Annotated in this window: 16 protein-coding genes; 13 read left to right on the top strand and 3 right to left on the bottom strand. The window is 69.5% G+C overall.

Annotated features, from left to right (window positions below):
* The first annotated feature begins 227 nt into the window (after positions 1-227).
* The 3 genes from AC07OD_RS10595 to AC07OD_RS10585 all read left to right on the top strand — a co-directional run bounded on the left by AC07OD_RS10595 (position 228) and on the right by AC07OD_RS10585 (position 3,013).
* Positions 228-1,199 carry an AraC family transcriptional regulator gene (locus tag AC07OD_RS10595; RefSeq protein ID WP_218339766.1) on the top strand — a complete coding sequence of 324 codons (972 nt, stop codon included), beginning with the start codon at positions 228-230 and terminating at the stop codon, positions 1,197-1,199.
* Between the two features lie 97 nt (positions 1,200-1,296).
* Positions 1,297-2,220, top strand: a complete 924-nt coding sequence (locus AC07OD_RS10590) for a leucine-rich repeat domain-containing protein (RefSeq protein ID WP_494596532.1) — start codon at positions 1,297-1,299, stop codon at positions 2,218-2,220.
* Between the two features lie 115 nt (positions 2,221-2,335).
* Positions 2,336-3,013, top strand: a complete 678-nt coding sequence (locus AC07OD_RS10585; RefSeq protein ID WP_218296164.1) for a hypothetical protein — start codon at positions 2,336-2,338, stop codon at positions 3,011-3,013.
* A gap of 78 nt (positions 3,014-3,091) precedes the next feature.
* Here AC07OD_RS10585 and AC07OD_RS10580 read toward each other — a convergent pair whose 3' ends face one another.
* A complete protein-coding gene (locus AC07OD_RS10580; RefSeq protein WP_218296165.1) occupies positions 3,092-3,463 on the bottom strand; it encodes a YciI family protein in 372 nt (123 codons plus the stop codon).
* A gap of 126 nt (positions 3,464-3,589) precedes the next feature.
* Here AC07OD_RS10580 and AC07OD_RS10575 point away from each other — a divergent pair, with 126 nt between their 5' ends.
* Positions 3,590-4,663 carry a hypothetical protein gene (locus AC07OD_RS10575; protein ID WP_494596530.1) on the top strand — a complete coding sequence of 358 codons (1,074 nt, stop codon included), beginning with the start codon at positions 3,590-3,592 and terminating at the stop codon, positions 4,661-4,663.
* A 41-nt stretch (positions 4,664-4,704) separates the two neighbouring features.
* Here AC07OD_RS10575 and AC07OD_RS10570 read toward each other — a convergent pair whose 3' ends face one another.
* Positions 4,705-5,937, bottom strand: a complete 1,233-nt coding sequence (locus AC07OD_RS10570) for a helix-turn-helix transcriptional regulator (protein WP_494596528.1) — start codon at positions 5,935-5,937, stop codon at positions 4,705-4,707.
* A 282-nt stretch (positions 5,938-6,219) separates the two neighbouring features.
* Here AC07OD_RS10570 and AC07OD_RS10565 point away from each other — a divergent pair, with 282 nt between their 5' ends.
* Positions 6,220-9,105, top strand: coding sequence for an IPTL-CTERM sorting domain-containing protein (locus tag AC07OD_RS10565; protein WP_494596526.1), 2,886 nt, complete (start codon positions 6,220-6,222; stop codon positions 9,103-9,105).
* A gap of 57 nt (positions 9,106-9,162) precedes the next feature.
* Positions 9,163-11,520 carry a glycosyl hydrolase family 18 protein gene (locus AC07OD_RS10560; RefSeq protein ID WP_494596524.1) on the top strand — a complete coding sequence of 786 codons (2,358 nt, stop codon included), beginning with the start codon at positions 9,163-9,165 and terminating at the stop codon, positions 11,518-11,520.
* Positions 11,521-11,702: 182 nt separating this feature from the next.
* Here the strand turns inward: AC07OD_RS10560 and AC07OD_RS10555 are convergent, their stop codons facing one another.
* A complete protein-coding gene (locus tag AC07OD_RS10555; RefSeq protein WP_369643397.1) occupies positions 11,703-12,278 on the bottom strand; it encodes an IPTL-CTERM sorting domain-containing protein in 576 nt (191 codons plus the stop codon).
* Positions 12,279-12,586: 308 nt separating this feature from the next.
* Between AC07OD_RS10555 and AC07OD_RS10550 the strand changes: the two genes are divergently transcribed.
* The 7 genes from AC07OD_RS10550 (at position 12,587) to AC07OD_RS10520 (ending at position 18,989) form a co-directional block, all read left to right on the top strand.
* A complete protein-coding gene (locus AC07OD_RS10550; RefSeq protein WP_494596521.1) occupies positions 12,587-13,849 on the top strand; it encodes an aromatic ring-hydroxylating dioxygenase subunit alpha in 1,263 nt (420 codons plus the stop codon).
* A 2-nt stretch (positions 13,850-13,851) separates the two neighbouring features.
* Positions 13,852-14,325, top strand: coding sequence for an aromatic-ring-hydroxylating dioxygenase subunit beta (locus AC07OD_RS10545; protein WP_494596519.1), 474 nt, complete (start codon positions 13,852-13,854; stop codon positions 14,323-14,325).
* Between the two features lie 9 nt (positions 14,326-14,334).
* Entirely contained in the window at positions 14,335-14,649 is a 315-nt protein-coding gene (locus tag AC07OD_RS10540; protein WP_492253896.1) for a non-heme iron oxygenase ferredoxin subunit, read from the top strand.
* 27 nt (positions 14,650-14,676) lie between these two features.
* Complete coding sequence (locus tag AC07OD_RS10535) at positions 14,677-15,954, top strand: NAD(P)/FAD-dependent oxidoreductase (RefSeq protein ID WP_494596516.1); 1,278 nt, start codon at positions 14,677-14,679, stop codon at positions 15,952-15,954.
* Positions 15,955-16,026: 72 nt separating this feature from the next.
* Positions 16,027-16,734: a fumarylacetoacetate hydrolase family protein gene (locus AC07OD_RS10530; RefSeq protein WP_218296174.1), complete on the top strand. Its 708-nt coding sequence runs from the start codon at positions 16,027-16,029 to the stop codon at positions 16,732-16,734.
* Between the two features lie 31 nt (positions 16,735-16,765).
* On the top strand, positions 16,766-17,890 hold the full coding sequence (locus AC07OD_RS10525) for a cupin domain-containing protein (RefSeq protein ID WP_494596513.1): 1,125 nt from the start codon (positions 16,766-16,768) through the stop codon (positions 17,888-17,890).
* 97 nt (positions 17,891-17,987) lie between these two features.
* The gene (locus AC07OD_RS10520; protein ID WP_218296176.1) at positions 17,988-18,989 is read left to right on the top strand and encodes a Bug family tripartite tricarboxylate transporter substrate binding protein; all 1,002 of its coding nucleotides are present in this window, start codon (positions 17,988-17,990) and stop codon (positions 18,987-18,989) included.
* Position 18,990: the final 1 nt, after the last annotated feature.

Here is an 18,990-nt window from a genome sequence, read left to right as displayed (position 1 = left end):
CCATGGGGAGTGTTAACTGAACCGCAGGGGCGGGCAGGCAGATCGGGCTCCCTTTGGGAGCCCTTTTTGTTGGCACCAGGAGAAAGCGCGAGATGACGAAGGCCACGCGTTTTTCCCGGCATGGGGGAGACCCTGGAGATCCAGCGCTGGGGCGGCGGCCTTGCAAGCCACCACCGCCGGCTTAAACTGCCTGCCTCGCACAGCCGCCATCCGTTGCCGTCAATCCCATGCAGCAAACGCCCGACCTTCCCCAGCGCCTGCGAATTTCCTCTCGCGACTACACGGGGCGCGACAAGGCCGAGGCGCTGCGCGAGCTGTTTGGCCGCGCGCTGATGCGCGTGGACCTGTGGCCCTGCGAAGGTGCCGCCCCGCTGGACTTCACCGTCACCCTGATGCCCCTCGGGGCAGGGGCCGCCTATGCGCACAGCGCGCACACGCCTGCGCATTTCGAACACAAGCCCGCGCACCTGGGGGCCGGGGCGGACGACCTCTTGCTCACCACCACCCAGGACGGCTGCGCCATCCGCACCACAGGCGGCGACCTGGAGATACCGGCGGGTGGCTTCGTCCTGCACTCGAAGGCCCGCGCGCACGAGTTCATCCATCTCTGGGGCGGGCAGACCGCCAGCCTCCAGCTGCCCCGGGCCGCCCTGGCGCAGCAGGTGGCGCGGCTCGAAGAAGCACCGCTGCGGCTGCTGCGTTCCGACATGCCCGAGCCCGCCCTGGCCATGGGCTATGCGCAACTGCTGGCCGGCAGCCCCGCGCTCTCCGAACCGCTGCTGCAATCGGCCCGCTCGCACTTGCAGGAGCTGATGGCCAGCATGCTCACGCCTGCAGGGCAAGGCACGCAGCCTCCCGGGAGCGACGCGGTGGACGTGCCGCGCCTGGCGCTCATCCAGCGCGACATCCTGGCGCGCATCGCCCAGCCCGAACTGAGCCTGGCGCAGATCGCCCGCCTGCACCACCTCACGCCACGCCAGGTGCAGCGCCTGTTCGCGCGCGAGGGCACCTGCTTTTCGGACTTCGTGCGCGGCGCCCGGCTGGAGCGCGTGCGCGCCGCGCTGGCCGACCCCGGCCAGCGCCACCGCCGCGTGCTGCAGATCGTGCTGGACAACGGCTTCGACGACTTCTCCGCCTTCAGCCGGGCCTTCCGGCGGCGCTTCGGCATGACGCCCACCGACGTGCGCGCAACGGCCTGACACGGCGTGCGCCACGGGCGCGCACATGTCGTTTTGAACAAGGCGATTGTCGTTGCCGGCAACGACGCGGCGCGGCGCATTCCCAAGAATCGCCGGCATGACCGCTTTCATACCTGCCCGGCTCCTCGCCACCCTCGCCCTGCTCGCCGCCACCAGCGCGCAGGCCGCCATTCCTCCATCGCAGCGCCAGTACCTGATGGACTTCTACTTCGCCACCAATGGCCCCAATTGGCTCAACAACAGTGGCTGGGGCGGTGTGCCGGGCACCGAGTGCAACTGGGCGGGCATCGCCTGCGACGCGGGCGAGACCACGGTCACCGGCATGACATTCGTCTCCAACGCCATGTCCAGCACCCCACCCGGCACGCCGCTGCCTGACTGGGCGGCGCTGCCGGACCTCACGTCCATCAGCCTCACCGGCGGCGGCCTGACCGGCCCCGTGCCGCCCATCGCGGGGCTGACCCAGCTGGCGTTCTTCAACGTGGGAAACAACCAGTTCTCGGGCCCGCTGCCCGACCCCTCGGGCCTGCAGCACCTCACGCGCTACATCACCGCGATGAATGCCTTCACCGGCCCGCTGCCACCGCTCACCGGCCTGCCCGCCCTGGAATGGTTCCTCGTGCGCGACAACCAGCTCACCGGCGCCATCCCGCCGCTCGCCGGCATGCCTGCGCTGCAAATCCTGTCCGTGCAGAAGAACCAGCTCACCGGGCCCATCCCCGCACTGCCTCCCGGCCTGCAGGTCCTGGTGGTGGACCAGAACCAGCTCACCGGCCCCCTGCCCACGGCGCCCAACTCGCTGCTCACGGGCCAGTCCATCCTGTGCCCCAATCCACTCCCCCCGTCGGCCAGCACCGACTGGGACGCCGCCACCGGAGAGACACCCTGGCACGCGCAGTGCAACGGCGCGCCCCCGGGGCCGGCCACCCCCGTGCCCACGCTGGGCCAATGGGCGCTGGCGCTGCTGTCGCTGGCCGCCGCCACGCTGGGCCTGCGGGCATTGCGGCGCAGGCAGGTTTGAGGCTTTTTGGCCTCCAGCGCTTTCCACACAAGCGCAAGCAGCTATAAAAATTGAAGCACCACCGCTGGCGCCGCGGGCCATCACACCCGCCCGCCATCCAGCCCGAGGAACCTCCATGCGCCATCTCCGCAACCACCGCAGCAGGCTCGCCACCGCCTTCCTGGCCTGCGCCATCGGCCTCCCGGGCGCCGCCCAGGCCGCGCCCTTCGCCACGACCTACACCGGGACCATCTCGACCACCGACTTCCCCGAGATCATCAGCGGCCAGAGCTACAGCGTCACCTTCGTGTTCGACAACGGGGGCAACTCCGCCTCCAACCAGGCATGGACCGGGGCGCACCTGAGGTGCACCTTCTGGCGCATGAACGACGCGCGCAACGTGGGCTTCGTGCAGGACCTTGCCATCTCCGCGCCCACGCTGGCCTTGGGCAGCGCCACCACCGATGGCGCCGGCGTGCTGACCGGCATGTTCACCGAGATCAATGGCGACCCGGCGGGCGCATCGTTCAGCAGCACGGGCATCACGCACACCGTGCCGGCGCACTGGTTCGCCAACGGCATCAACAACGTGTTCTCCGATGCCGCCCAGAACCGCAGCGTGCACGACGCTTCGGGGGGCGTGCAGACGCAGCAGCTTTCACGCTGGAGCCCGCCACAGCCCTTCAACAGCCCCTGTACGCCGGCCCTTCTGGCGCCCAGCGCCACGCCGGTGCCCGCGCTGGGCAGCACGGGGTGGGTGCTGCTGTCCGCGTTGCTGGCGGGCCTGGGAGTGCTGCGCCGCCGCAGGGCATGAGGCGCGGCAGAAGGCACCGCATGCCGGGTCTTAGTGGGGAGAGCCCCCGAAGCACCCTGGCGACAGGCGCCCGGGCCCTCACCGGGCCAGGTAGAAATCCATGGGGATGAGCTCGATGGCCCATCCGCCCTCTTCGCCCAGCGTGGCCGCCGGGTGCATGGAGGCGATGCGCAGCGCCTCCTCACGGCTGTCCGCCTCGATGATGAAGAGGCCGCCGACCACTTCCTTCGACTCCGTGTACGGCCCGTCGCTGACGTGCGTCTTGCCGCCGAGCGGGCGAAGCGTTGCCCAGTTGTCCAGGTCGCCAAGCGACGCGGACACCAGGACCTTGCCGGTAGCGCGCATCTTCTCGTCCAGCGGGGGGCACTGGCGCACCAGCGCCTGGACGTCGTCCGGCGCCATCGCGGCGAATTTTTCGGGGGTGAAGTAGGCGAGGCCGAGGTATTTCATACGGAGGTGCTTTGAGGGTGGTGATGCACTGACGACGAAGCTGACGGTCGCAAATCGACCATGTGCTGAAAAAAATGTGCGGGATCCCATAATGCCCCCTTCCCGACTTGCATTCCCCCTCACCCCATGAATTCGCGGCCATCCTCCCCAGCCCTCACGGCCGCATCCCGGCAGCGGTTGTGGCAGGAGCTGGACATGCTCTGCGGCCTGGGCCTCGGCCTCGCGCCCGTGGCCCCCGAGGTGTGCGCCGTGCTGCGCATGCTGGTGGGTGCCGATGCGGCGGCCCTGTTCTGGATGGACGGGCAGGGCCTGCCGGAAGGCTTCCACCACGAGGATTCCCCTGCATCGGCGCAAGACCTGTTCCTCAACGAGTTCCAGCAACTGTTCGTGGGCCCCCACGAAACCAATGTGCTCGCCCTCGCCCGGCCCGATGGTCCGCGCGTCGGCAGGCTGATGGCGCCGGATGCCCGCTATTTCCGCTCCAACTCCTACAACCTCCTCGTGCGCGCCAGCGGCCACCACCACACGCTGGACCTGCGGGTGGAAGCGCAAGGCCGCACCCGTGCCATTGCCGCGCTGTTCCGCGCCCCAGGCAAGGGCTTCGGCGACGCAGAGGCCGCGCTGCTGGAGCGCGCATCGGCCAGCCTCGCGCGGGCCTTCCCGCACACGCCCCCTGCCCGCCCCTGGGACGCCGGCCTGAACAGCCCGGTGGGCCATGTGCTGTTCGACGCGGCCAACCAGCAGCCGCAGCTCGCCGACACCACCGCCATCCAGTTGCTGCGGCAAGCCAATCTTCTCGGGCTGGGCGTGCACGGCACGGCGGCAACGGCGGTACTGCACGATCTCCCCCGGCGCCTGGGCAAGCCCCCGCAGGGCGCCGAGCGCATTCCCATGCCGGGTGGCTGGCTGGCGGCCGACGCCCATACCCTGCACCCCGTGGCGGGCGGGGCACAACAACTCTTGGTCACCCTGCAGCTGCTGCGCCCGCGCGGCATCGGCGTGGTGCGCCGCGTGTTCGAACTGCCGCTGAGCCCGCTGCAGCGCGAAATTGCCCTGCTGGCCGGCCTGGGCCATGCACGCACGGACTGCACCGAGCGCACGGGCGTGGGCAGCGCCGCGCTGAAGAAGCACTTGCGCACCATTTTTGCAGCCACCGGCACCAGCGGCTGGGACGACCTGGGCCACACCCTGCGCACCTGACTCCACGCCCCCCCGGGGCGGCACATGTCCCGCTTCGCCGTTCAGGGCGCTGTGGTCCGCACCTTCGCTGCCACCGCCCCATCGGCGGCCTGCCCCGGCGCCAGCAGCATGAGCCGCGCCCCCAGCGCCACCAGGTCCTGCTGGCGCTGGGTGCGGGTCTTGAGCAGAAGGGTGCTCATCTGCGTGCGCACGGTGCGGATGCGCACGCCGCGCGCGTCGGCAAAGTCTTGCGGGGTCTGGCCGCGCATCAGCGCCAGCAGCAGGGCGCCCTCGGCCGGGCTCAGCCGGTAGGCCTGGCACACCAGGGCAGCGGCGGCCGCCGCGTCCAGCGTGCGCTCCATCAGCACCCAGGCCACGCCGGGGGCCGCGTGGTTCAGGCCCAGCGCCGCCAGATCGCCCACGGCCAACGAGACCAGCAGCAGCCCGCCCGGCAACTCGGCGCAGCCGCTTTCACCATGCAGTGACTGCGTGAACAGCGCGCCCAGCGCAGCGTCCGCCTGCCGCACATTGGCAATGCCCGTGAGCAGCTTGCGCAGGCTGCCGTGCCCGGGGCTCGCGGCAAGGTGCCGCGCGCGGGCGTTGGCGTGCAGCAGGCGCCCGCCCGTGCCGAAGAACAGCATGCCCATGGGCAGGCGCTCCATCAGTGCCTCCAGCCCCTGCGTGCGCGTGCGCAGGGACAACATCTCGCGGTGCAGGAAGGCGGCGTGTTGCAGAGCGCCGAACTCCGCATGGAAGCGCCGCGCCTGCTCGACCGTGAAGCCCTCGTCGTCGCGCAGGCGATAGACCGACGCGAACAGGTGGCCCCCCGGGTGCCGCGCATTCCACCCGCCGCCGAACATGCGCGTGCCGATGTCGTGCGGGCGCAGGAAGTCGTTGTAGAACGCCGTCTGCCGAAAGCGCCGTGCCGCAGGGGCGGGCGCATCCGTCACCACCGAGATGCCGCCCGGACCGGCCTGGGCGTAGCCCGCCATGGCGGCATCCCACAGCGGGTCCTGCTCGCGGTACAACGCGGCGTAGCGCAGCGTGGCCTCGGCCGTCACGCCCCGGCCCACCAGCGCGGGCGCGCCCTCGGCCGAGGGGGTGTGCAGCCAGTAGCCCGGGTCCGGGTGTTCGGCAAAGCGCGGACCCCATTGCGCCAGTTGCTCCGGCCCGCTGGCCAGCACGAACCAGCCTATCTGGTCCGCGCCCAGGCTGGTGGCATAGCCGTGCAGCGCCTCGCCCCAGCGCGCCTCGTCGGCCACGGTGCCCAGCAGTTCGGTCAATGCGTGATGCAAGCGTGTTTCCTTTTTTCTCATCGCCGGGCCGCCCCAGGCTCAAAAGCCGCTCACTGGGGGCTGCGCCCCACGCGCGGCGGGAAAGCGTGGGGCCACGCCTATCCCGGCGGCGCCGATTGTGCGGGGCCGCCGCGGCGCGCGCCATTCCCCCTCGGGATACCCCACGCCACTTGCGCGACGATTTGCCAACAAATGCACGTGCATCGGTCAGGTGACCGATAGGCAGAAAGCACGGGCGTTCCAAGAATCGCGGGCTTCTGCTTGCTCTCAGGAGACCCCCCAATGACCACCCCCGCATGGGCCGACACGGCCCGTCGCGTTCTGCACGCCGCCGCGCTGTGCCTGGGCGTTGCCAGCACCGCGCACGCCGCGGGCTGGCAGGCTGCCGGCAGCTTCACCGGCGCGCGCTACCAGCACACCGCCACGCAATTGGCCGATGGCCGCGTGCTCCTCGCCGGGGGGCGCGGCGGCGGCGTGCTGGCCAGCACGCAGCTTTACGACACCGCCACGGGCCGCTGGACCAGCGGCCCCGCCCTGCCCGGCCCGCGCGCGGGCCACACGGCCACGCCGCTCCTGGACGGCACGGTGCTGATCGCGGGCGGAGAGGGCGGCACCGGCGCATCGGTGCGCGAAGCCGCCACCTTCGACCCGCAGGCCGGCGCCGTCAGCGCCACCGCCGGCACCATGGCGCTGCGCCGTCGCCAGCACACCGCCACGCTGCTGCCCGACGGCCGCGTGCTCGTGGCCGGTGGCCGGGGCACCGCCGGGCAAGACGGCCTGCAGTCCGCCGAAATCTACGACCCCGCCACCCGCACCTGGGAAAGCACCGGCTCCATGCCCGGCATGGGCGCGCGCCAGCACACGGCCACGCTGCTCGCCGACGGCCGCGTGCTCGTGGCGGGCGGCATCGACAACGGCGACAGCGTCACCAACACCGCCGCACTCTGGAGCCCCGCCACCGGCACCTGGACCGCCGCCGCGCCGCTGCCGGCGCGCCGCGTGAACCACACGGCCACCCTGCTGCCCGACGGCCGCGTGTTCGTGGCCGGCGGCAACGACGGCGGCGGCGCGCTGGGCGACACCCTGCTGTACGACCCCTCCGCCAACACCTGGACGGCCAGCGGCGCCCTGCAGGTTGCGCGCACCCAGCACAGCGCCGCGCTGCTGCCCGACGGGCGCGTGCTGCTGGCGGGCGGCGCGGACGACGCCGGTGGCACGCCCATGGCGGCGGTGGAAATCTTCAGCCCCGCTGCGGGCCTGGGCAGCGTCTATGCCCCCATGGCGCAGGCACGCGGCCAGCACAGCGCGCTGCTGCTGCACACCGGCGAGGTTCTGGTGGCGGGCGGCGAGGGCGCGGGGGGCGGCGCGTTGGCGAACGTCGAACTATTGCAGCTCAACACCCTGGCCGCGCGCCACACCGCAAGCCTGGCCGCGGCGCGCCAGCTCCACACCGCCTCACGGGTGTCGAGCAATGGCGAGGTGCTGATCGCAGGCGGCACCGTGGGCAACAGCAGCACGGTCAGCAATACCGCGCTGCGCTACAGCCCCAGCACCGCGCAGTGGAGCAGTACCACGGCCATGCACGATGCCCGTGTCGAACACACGCAAACCCTGCTGCCCAATGACCGTTTTGTGCTCGTGGCGGGCGGCTACAACGGCTCCGTCGCCCTGGACAGCGCCGAAATTTACGACGCCAACACGGCGAGCTGGACGCGCACCTCGCCCCTGCTGCGCCCCCGCGCCGCCCACGCCGCCACCGTACTACCCAGTGGCGACGTGCTCATCGCGGGCGGCACGGGCTACGGCGCCGCCAGCAGCGCAGAGGTCTATCGCGCTGCCACCCTCCAATGGCAGGCCACGGGAGACATGATCCAGCCCCGCGACCGGCATCACACCGCTACACGGCTGCCCGATGGCCGCGTCCTGGTGACCGGGGGCCGCAACGCAGGTAGCATCCATAGCAGCGCCGAGTTGTACACCCCCGCCACCGGCACCTGGGCGCCCGCCTCCGCAATGACTCACATGCGCGCCGGGCACGCCGCCACGCTGCTGCCGGATGGGCGTGTGCTGGTGGCTGGCGGCAGTGGCAGTACCGCGGCCTCGGGCACCAGCGCTGAAATCTTCGATCCCGCCACCAACACCTGGCAGGCCACGGGCAACCTGCTGACGGGCCGTGTCTATCACCGCGCCGCTGCACTGCCCAATGGCCGCGTGCTCGTCACCGGCGGCTCGAGCACCACGGCCCCCTTCGGCCCCGTCGCCAGCGCCGAGCTGTACGACCCTGCCACCGGCACTTGGCAGGCCGTGGACGCCATGCCGCAGGCGCGCACCGACCACACCGCCACCTTGCTGGCCAACGGCGAAGTGCTCATCACCGGTGGCATCAACGCCGGCGGCCCCATCGCCACCGCCTTGCTTTACGGCAACCCTAGCGCCGTGGCGGATGCCCGTCGCCCCCGCATCACGTCCTACCCGGGCCGGATGTCCCGCAGTGACACGCCAGAGTTGTCGGGTCTGCGCATGGTAGGCGCCGTCGAAGCCAGCAGCGGCGGCACCGGCCAATCGGCCACGCAAGTGCCGCTGGTGCGCCTTCAAGGCGAAGACGGCGGCGCCGTGGTGTGGCTGCCCATCGCACGCACCCGCCCCAATGGCGGCAGCGAAACCGTCATCGTCACCGGCCTTCTGCCAGCGAGCATGGCGCCCGGCCTGTATCGCGCCACGGTGTTCGTCAACGGTCTGGCGTCCGATTCGGTGCCCATCGAAGTGATGCCGGCAGGCGCACCCAACGCCCCCACCAACGTGACCGCCACGCCCGGCAACGCGCAGGTCACCGTGCGCTGGCAGGCGCCCGTGGGCGGCACCGCGCCCACGTCGTACACCGTCACCGCCCAGCCCGGCGGCGCCAGTTGCACCGTGCAGCACCCCGCCACCACCTGCACCGTGACGGGCCTCACCAACGGCGTCACCTACACCTTCACCGTCACGGCCAGCAACACGGGCGGCAGCGCATCGGCCCCGCCCACGGGCGGCGTGGCGCCCGCGCCCGGGCCGGTGGTCGATCCGGGCGGCGCGCAGGCCATTCCCACCTTGAGCGAATGGGGCGTGCTGCTGCTCGCCGCGCTGATGCTGCTGGCCGGCCTGCGCGCACGCCGATTTGTTGTTGTTTAACTATCAAAAAGAGAGCTGCCAGCGCTTTCCAGAAAAGCGCTGGCGGCCAGGAACACCATGAAAAACCTTACCTCCCACCCCTGGATCCCACGCGCCCTGGCCGCCTCGCTGCTGCTGGCCGGCACCCAGGCCTTCGCGCTGGAATGCGCCCCCGGCCAATGGCTGGCGGAGTACTTTCCCAACACCAAGCTGGCGGGCGCTGCCGTGCTGGAGCGCTGCGAGAGCGGCCCCATCGACTACTACTGGATGACCGACAGCCCGGCCCCCAGGCTGCCGGTGGACAGCTTCTCCGCGCGCTGGACCGCAAGCCTGCCGTTCGCCGCGGGCGCCGCCAGGTTCACGACATACACCGACGACGGCGTGCGCGTGTTCGTGGATGGCAAGCGCATCATCAACAACTGGACCGTGCACGGCATCACGATGGACACGGCGTCCGTGCGCCTGTCCGAGGGGCGCCACACCGTGCGCATGGAGTACTTCGAGGCGGGCGGCGAAGGACTCGCGCAGCTCTTCATCGACGGCACGGCGCCGAACACGCCACCGCCCCAGCCTCCACGCATCCAGGCTTTCACGGCCCAGCCCGACGTGATCGAGGCGGGCAACAGCAGCATCCTCTCGTGGAGCACGGAGAACGCCACGGCCTGTACCGCCACGGGGGGCTGGAGCGGAGAACAGGCAGGCACCGGCGGCACCAGCGTGCGGCCCACCGTCACCACCACCTACGGACTGAGCTGCCGCAACGCGGCTGGCGCCACCACGGCCGCATCGGCCACGGTGACCGTGCGCAAGGCACAGCAGCCCCCCACCATCGGCAGTTTCAGTGCCACGCCCGCACGCATCATGGCGGGCCAGAGTACCCAGCTGGCCTGGCAGGCCCACAACGCGACCACCTGCACGGCATCGGGCGGCTGGAGCGGGCCGCGCGCGGCCGAGGGCAACGAACTGGTGCGCCCCGCAGCGAACGCGGCGTACACGCTGACCTGCACCAACACCGCGGGCCAAAGCGTGGCCGCCACCACCCAGGTGGCGGTGGAGGCCACCAATCCGCTGCCACCCGTGGGCGGCGTGACGGCCGCCAGGACCAGCCGCGGGGTGAACGTGGGATGGAACCCCGCCGCCCAGAGCGGCAAATGGGTCAACGGCTACTACGCGGGCTGGTTCTGGGAAACCTACCCGCCCGAAGCCGTGGACATGGGCACCATGACGCACTTCGTCTTCGGCCGCTATGCGCCCGCGCTCGGTTCACTGCCCGGCGGCCGGGCGGGCGACCTGCTGGAGGGCGCCGGCTCGGGCCATCTGGCCAACGTGGAGGACGCGCTGATCGCCAAGGCCCACGCCGCGGGCGCCAAGGCGGTGATGATGGTGGGCGGAGACAGCGACGGGCCCGGTTTTGTTGCCGCCACCGCCAATGCCACGGTGCGCGCGCGCTTCATCAAGAACATCCTCGACAAGGCGGTGCAGAAAAACTACGACGGCGTGGACATCGACTGGGAAGAGAACCTCGACACGGTGGCTACCCGCGCCCAGGCCCTGGCGCTGCTGCGCGAGCTGCGCGCCGCCTCGGCGCTGCGTGCCCGCTACCAGGCGCCGAACGCGCCGCTGGAGCTGAGCTGGCCCGGCTTCTGGGTCAACAAGAACGACCCCGACATCACGCCCTGGCACGCGGAGGTGGCCGCCGCAGTCGATCGTTTCAATCTGATGACCTACAGCATGGCCGGCGACTGGGGCTGGCAGTCGTGGCACCACTCGCCGCTGTCCGGTGCGGGCGATCTGTACCCGACCTCGATCGAATCGACGGTGCAGGCCTATCTGGACATGGGCATCGCGCGCTCCAGGCTGGGCATCGGCATCGGCCTGTACGGTGCGTACTACAACCATCCCGTCACCGGTCCGCGCCAGAGCATGGACGGCATGCAAGGCTGGATGAACAACGGCGACTGGGAGAACAACTACCAGCGCCTGGTGAACGACAACGCCTTCAACCGCGCGGGCGCCACGTACCACTGGGACGACGTGGCCAAGCAAGGCTACATGACCTACTCGCCACCCTGGAACCGCGGCACGAACACGCCGGTCACCTACCTGAGCTTCGAAGACGAGCGCTCCATCGCCGAGAAGGGCAAATGGGTGCGCGAGCAGGGCCTGGGCGGAACACTGGTGTGGACCATCAACTATGGCTACCTGCCGCAGTCGAACAGCAATCCGCAGATGCAGGCCGTCAAGCAGGCCTTCATCGCGGACAGCGCCACGCGCTACCGCGTCTACCGCGACGGCGTGGCGATTGCCACGGTGACCGGCTCGGGCTACACCGACGTCGCGCCGCCGCTCGGCAGCCACTACTACCAGATCAGCGTGCTGGATGCCGCGGGCAACGAGGGGCCACTGTCCGCACCCGTGACGGTGCAGCTCCCCTGACGGCCGACAGCGAAGCGCGCGCCCTCAGCGAGGGCAAGGGCGCCTGAGCGGCGCAAGGGGCCAGGGCTCGCCGTCCACGAAGCCAGCCCCGCCTTGGCCGGCGAAAGTGCGCTGGCGCACGCCGCACGCCGCACGCCGCACGCAAGATATGGGGATCGGGGCTGCGGCCCAGCCTCCGAAACTCAGGCTGCGTACGCCCGCAGCCTGAGGGCGCCCGCCATGGCCAGTGCGGCAGCAAGGAACATCACCATCCATTCGGACAAGGTTGGCACAGGGGCGGGAACACTGGCCGCCATCACGGTGAGCGTTCCCGATGCGGCGGCGCCAGGCGGGGCATTGCTGGACGTGACTGGCGACGTCGTGTTGACGTGCGCGCCGATGACTGTCCCCCGAACACTGACGGTAATCGTGCAGGACTGGCCTCCGGCAAGCACGTTCGATCTGCTGGAAAAGGTCTCCGCGCCGGGGTTGATGGAGAACATGCCTCCCCCCGTCGCGAGCGTGCTGCATGTGCCGCCCGTTTGGGTGATGAGATCGATCCCCGCCGGCATGGTGTCACTGAATTGAACGTCGTTGAGCGCCACGGCAACGTTTGGATTCGTCACCGTGATCGTCGCGATGGAATTGCCGTTGGGCGCGACCACTGACGGGTTGAAGCTCTTGGCGATGACCGGTGCGACTTGCGCCGATGCGGTTGCTGCAAAGAGCGCACTGAAAAACAAAGCCGTGACGGCAAGACGCGGCGACTGGTGGTTCATTGCACTCTTTCTGGGTTGTGTGGGTGATTATTGACCGCCGCGGCGCAGCAGCGCGCCGACACACGCGGTGGGAGCAGCTCCATGCGACCCGCGCCTGGCCCGGACACCGTCATGCTGCGCCGCCCTTGTTCACCTTCCACCCACAACAAGGCCCCCAGGCCGTGCCCGAAAGCAATATTCATATCAGTGATGTTAAACATCACTCATGTTCCATTGACTGATATAGCTTGGCGGCGAATGATCCGTCCCCAGGCGCTGGAATGCAGCCCGCATCGGAACCACCGACCAGCACAACAAAGGAGACGCCCATGCATGAATGCCCCGTCACCGTCTTTCCCCGGCAGATCCGCTGGGAGACGGACGGTACCAGCCGCATCCCGTTCCAGGCCTACACCGACGAAGACCTGTACCGCAAAGAACTCGACCGGCTGTTCTACAACGGCCACTGGTGCTACGTGGGCCTGGAAGCCGAGATCCCCAACGCGGGCGATTTCAAGCGCACCGTCATCGGCGAACGCTCCGTGCTGCTGGTGCGTGACAAGGATGCTTCGATCCATGTGGTGGAAAACGTCTGCGCGCACCGCGGCATGGCGTTCTGCCGCGAGCGGCACGGCAACCGCGACAGCCTGACCTGCCCCTACCACCAGTGGAACTACACCTTGTCGGGCGACCTGCAGGGCGTGCCGTTCCGGCGCGGCGTCAAGCAGGATGGCAAGGTCAATGGCGGCATGCCGGCGGACTTCAATCCTGCCGAGCATGGCCTGACCAAGCTCAAGGTCGCCACGCGCGGTGGCGTCGTGTTCGCGTCATTCGACCATGGCGTGGAGCCGCTGGAGGACTTCCTGGGGCCCGCGATCCTGGGCTACTTCGACCGTCTGTTCGACGGCCGCAAGCTCACGATCCTGGGCTACAACCGCCAGCGGATTCCAGGCAACTGGAAGCTGATGCAGGAGAACATCAAGGACCCCTACCACCCAGGCCTGCTGCACACCTGGTTCGTCACCTTCGGTCTCTGGCGCGCCGACAACAAGTCCCAGCTGCTGATGGACGCGCAGCATCGCCATGCGGCCATGGTGTCCACCCGCGGCGCGGCCGGCAAGGCGGCCGACGTGACCCAGGTGTCCAGCTTCAAGGCGGGCATGGAACTGAACGACCCGCGCTTTCTCGACATCGTGCACGAAGACTGGTGGGGTGCACCGACGGCCGTGATGATGACCGTGTTTCCGAGCGTCATCTTCCAGCAGCAGGTCAACAGCGTGTCCACACGCCACATCCAGCCGGACGGCAAGGGCGCCTTCGATTTCGTCTGGACGCATTTCGGCTTCGAAGACGACAGCGAAGAGATGACGCAGCGCCGCCTGCGCCAGGCCAACCTCTTCGGCCCGGCGGGCTTCGTGTCGGCCGACGATGGCGAAGTCATCGAGTGGTCGCAGGAAGGCTTCGAGACCAACCCCGCGCACCGCACGCTGGCCGAACTCGGTGGCCGGGAGGTCGGCGACACGGACCACATGGTCACGGAGACGCTGATCCGCGGCATGTACGAATACTGGCGCAAGGTGATGGAGGCGTGACCATGGAGTTCCAGACCTACTACGAACTGACGCAACTCTATGCCCGCTACGCAAGTGCGCTCGACGCCGCCGATTGGGATGCCTGGCCGGAGTTCTTCATCGATGACTGCACCTACAAGCTGCAGCCGCGCGAGAACCACGAACGCGGTTTTCCACTCGCCACACTGGCTTTCGACAGCAAGGGCATGCTGAAGGACCGCGTCTATGGCATCCGCGAGACGCTGTTCCACGACCCCTACTACCAGCGCCACGTGGTGGGTGCGCCGCTCGTCCACCAGGTCGGTGCCGATGGCCGCATCCACAGCGAGGCCAACTACGCGGTACTGCGCACGCGCCTGTCCAAGGAGTCCACCGTTTTCAACGTGGGCCGTACGCTCGATGAGGTGGTGCGCACGCCAGAGGGCCTGAAGTTCGCTTCGCGCCTGGTCATCTACGACAGCGAGATGATCCCCAATTCGCTGATCTACCCCATCTGAGGAACTGCCATGACCACGAACTGGATTGACGCCGCCGCGCGGGACGACGTGCCGCAGGATGACGTGATGGGCCTGGCCGTTGCAGGACGGGACATCGCGCTGTATGGCGTGGACGGCGAGGTCTTCGCCACCGACAACGTCTGCACCCACGGCCATGCACGGCTGTGCGACGGCTTCCTGGAAGGGCACGAGATCGAATGCCCGCTGCACCAGGGCAAGTTCGACGTGCGCTCCGGCCAGCCCACCTGCGCGCCGGTGACCGAGCCCCTGCGCAGCTACCCCGTCAAGATCGAGGGCGGCCGCGTCTGGCTGGCCTTCGACTGAGCGCCACCGCCCTCACAAGGAAAGCCCATGACTGCCAAGCGACCAGAGGTTGCGGCCGCCGCATTGCCGGATGAAGGCGCGGCCGCCCGCCCGATCCACACCATCGTGATCGTCGGCACCGGCCAGGCCGGTGGCTGGGCCGCGCAGACGCTGCGCCGCGAAGGCTTCACAGGCCGCATCGTGCTGATCGGTGACGAGGTCCACCCGCCGCACGAGCGGCCACCGCTGTCCAAGGCGGTGTTGTCTGGCGCCGCACAGCCCGAGACGACGCGCCTGATGAAGCCCGAGGCCTTCGACGCCCTGGGTGCGCAATGGCGGCCCGGGGTGCAGGCGCGCCGCATTGACCGCGCCGCCAGGCAGGTGCTGCTGTCCGATGGCGAAGCGGTGCCCTACGACAAGCTCATCCTGTGCACCGGAGGGCGAGCCCGCCGACTCGCTGTGCCCGGGGCCGACCAGGTGCCGCTGCACACACTGCGCACCATCGAAGATGCGATGGCGCTGGCGCCCGCGCTTATGCCCGGCCGCGTGGTGGTGGTGGTGGGCGGCGGCTGGATCGGCCTGGAGGTGGCGGCCACGGCACGCCAGCGGGGCGCTGACGTCGTGGTCGTCGAGACGCAGGGCCGCCTGTGCGAACGCACCGTACCGGCCGCGATATCGGAGTACCTGCTGGCGCTGCATCACTCTCAGGGAACCCGCGTTGTGCTGGGCGCTGGAGTCCTAGGCTTTGCGCGCGCGGCGGATGGCCGCTCGGAAGTGCTGCTCGCTGATGGCAGCGTGCTCGCGGCCGACACCATCGTGCTGGGCATCGGCCTGGTGCCCAACGACGAACTGGCGCGCGAGGCGGGCCTGGCCTGCGAAGGCGGCGTGCTGGTCGATGCCCGGTGCCGCACGTCCGACCCCGACATCCTGGCCGCTGGCGACGTGGCCGTGGCTCTCAACCCCTGGGCCGGGCGCAGGCTGCGGCTCGAGTCGTGGCAAAACGCGCAGGACCAGGGCATCGCTGCCGCGCGCTCGGCCCTGGGCCACGCGGTGGACTACCAGCCGCTGCCCTGGTTCTGGTCCGACCAGTACGGCATGAATCTGCAGATCTACGGCGTGCCGACGCCCGCGCACCGTGTGGTGCAGCGCGGCGACCAGGCCAGCGGCGGCTTCGTGCTGTTCTACCTGGCCGGCGACGTGGTCCAGGCCGCCATCGGCCCCAATGCGGCGCGCGACCTGCGCTTCGCGCGCCGGCTGATCGAGCAGCGCAGGCCCGTCGATACCGAACGCCTGGCGGACCTGGGCACGCCGATGTCCAAGCTGTGAACCAGGCGCCCGTTGCTTACTGCCCAAGGCCTGAACCCACCCCACCACCACTTTCAAAAAAGGGAAACCCCGATGACCTCCACCACCTATCTCTGGACTCCACCGCCGGTTTACGCGCTGCCGGTGCGTGGCCGAAGCGAGCGCCTGCCCATCCAGCGGCTGTTTTTTGTCGGCCGCAACTACCACGCGCATGCGGTCGAGATGGGGCGCCCGGTCGACAAGTCGGTCGAGGTGCCGTTCTACTTCACCAAGGCACCGTCCACACTGGTCGAGTCCGGTGCCACCGTGGCCTACCCGCCGGGCACCCAGGACTACCACCACGAAATGGAACTGGTGGTGGCCATCGGCGCGCCCGGCTTTCGCGTGCCCGAGGCCGAGGCACCGCGCCTCATCTACGGCTATGCCTGCGGCCTGGACATGACGCGCCGCGACCTGCAGCTGGTGGCGCGCGAGAAAGGCCGGCCCTGGGATCTGGGCAAGGACGTGGAGCAGTCCTCCGTGGTCTCGGAGATCGTGCCGATGCAGCAGGCCGTCCTGAGCCAGGGCGAGCTGGCGATGTCGGTCAACGGGAAGGTACGCCAGAAGTCCGACCTGTCCAAGCTGATCTGGAACATCCCCGAGCTGATCGCCGACCTGTCCAGGTTCTACCACCTGCTGCCCGGCGACCTGATCTTCACCGGCACGCCCGAAGGCGTGGGCCCGGTGCAGCCAGGTGACCGCATCGACGGCCAGATCGACGGCGTGGGCAGCATCGTGCTCCACGTCGGCCCGGCGGAGTGACACAACGATGAATCAAGGAGACAAACCCACCATGACCACCGACCTGACGCCTTCCCCCGTGCGGCTGCATGCCGTGGCGGGGCGGGGCCAGCCCGACCCCACGCCCGCGCTGGAGGAGCTCTACCGAGGCTTCGAGCAGGAACTGCTGGTGCCGCTCTGGACCGAGATCGGCGACCTGATGCCCCGGCAACCCCAATCCAAGGCCGTGCCACACCTGTGGCGCTGGGACCGGCTGAAGGCACTGGCCGCGCAGGCCGGCGAGATCGTGCCCGTGGGCCGCGGTGGCGAGCGCCGCGCGATCGCGCTGGCCAACCCGGCGCTGGGCGGCCGTCCGTTCGCCACGCCCACGCTGTGGGCCGCCATCCAGTACCTGATGCCGGGTGAAGATGCTCCCGAGCACCGGCACACGCAGCACGCCTTCCGCTTCGTGGTGGAGGGCGAGGGCGTCTGGACGGTGGTCAATGGCGATGCGGTGCGCATGTCGCGCGGCGACTTCCTGCCGCAGGCAGGGTGGAACTGGCACGCCCACCACAACGCCGCCACCGAGCCCATGGCCTGGATCGATGGCCTGGACATTCCGTTCTCGTACTACACCGAGAGCCAGTTCTTCGAGGTCGGGCGCGAGCGGATTTCGCCCGCCGAGCGCACCACGGCGGAGCGTTCGTACTCCGAAAGGCTCTGGGGCCACCCCGGCTTGCGCCCCGTCTCGATGCCGGGAGCGCAGCCCGCCACCCCGCTCCTGGCCTACCGCTGGGTGGACACCCACCGCGCGCTGGCCGATCAGCTCGCCCTGGAGGCCGAAGGCCAGGCCGGCACGCTGAGCCCGGGGCATGCGGCGGTGCGCTTTACCAACCCTGCCACCGGCGGCGACGTGCTGCCGACGATGCGCACCGAGATGCACCGCGTGCGCGCGGGCGGCGCGACGCGCGTCCATCGCGAGGTGGGCTCGTCCGTGTTCCAGGTGTTCGACGGCAGTGGCTCCGTGACCGTGGGAGAGCGCACCTGGCACGTGGCGCGTGGCGACTTGTTCGTGGTGCCGTCGTGGCAGCCGTTCTCGGCCCAGGCATCCGCCTCGGGTGCGCTCGACCTTTTCCGTTTCAGCGACGCGCCGATTTTCGAGGCGCTGCACGCCCACCGCGCCCAGACCACCGGTTGAGCCGGAGGCCTCCGGCCCGCATGCCGCGCTTGCCCACCCCACCGATCAGCCACGAAACAACAGGCCGATTCCGGCCCAATGACAAGGAGACATAGCCATGACCACAGCCATCCGTACTTCCATTTCCCGCACGGCCGCTGCGCTTTGCGCCTGGGCCCTGCTGACCGCTGCGGGCTTGCCCGGCGCAGCGGCGCAGACATACCCCGCCAAGCCCGTGCGGTCCGTCGCGCCGTATTCCCCGGGCAGCGGCCCGGACGCGGTGATGCGCATCCTCAGCGAGAGGTTGTCGCGCCACTGGGGCCAGCAACTGGTCATCGACAACAAGCCGGGCGCCAACGGTTTCATCGCCATTAGCGACGCCAAACGCGCAGCGCCTGACGGCTACACCGTGCTGCAGGTGGACAACACGCACATGGCCTTGCAGCCGCATGTGTTCAAGCAACTGCCCTACGACCCGCTGAAGGACTTCGAGCCGGTGGCACCGGTGTACTTCACCAACTTCTTCGTGGTGGTGGCGGCCAATTCGCCGTGGAAAGACGTGGGAGACCTGATCAAGGCAGCCAAGGCGGCACCCGGCGAGATCACCTATGGATCATGGGGCATCGGCAGCGTGGCCCACGTGGGTGCGGCGATGCTCGAAGCCGCGACCGATACGAAGATGATGCACGTGCCCTACAAGGACATGGGGAACGTCTACACCTCCGTCGCCACCGGTGACATCAAGTGGGCGTTCGGCACGGCGGCGACGGCCGGACCGATGTACCAGGCCAAGAAGGTGAAGTTCCTGGCGCTCGCCGCACCCAAGCGTCTGGCGGGCTTCACCGATATCCCGACCGTCGGCGAGGCGGGCGGGCCGGCGGGGTTCGAGGTGAAGACCTGGGTGGGTTTGTTCGCTCCTGTCGGCACACCGAAGGCGGCGATCGAGAAGATCAATGCCGATGTGGGCAAGGTGCTCGCGACCGCCGAGGTCAGGGAACGCCTGGCGACGTTCGGATTCGAGCCCTACATTGGCCCGCCGAGCGAGCTGATCCGCGCCATCGAACGCGATTCGCGCACGTTCGGTGATGTCGTCAAGCGCGCCAAGATCGCTCTGGACTGAC

Source organism: Acidovorax sp. GW821-FHT10E03, from assembly GCF_059415205.1.
Note: the sequence above shows the minus strand (reverse complement) of the source record. Positions and strands in the feature narration are given on the sequence as shown.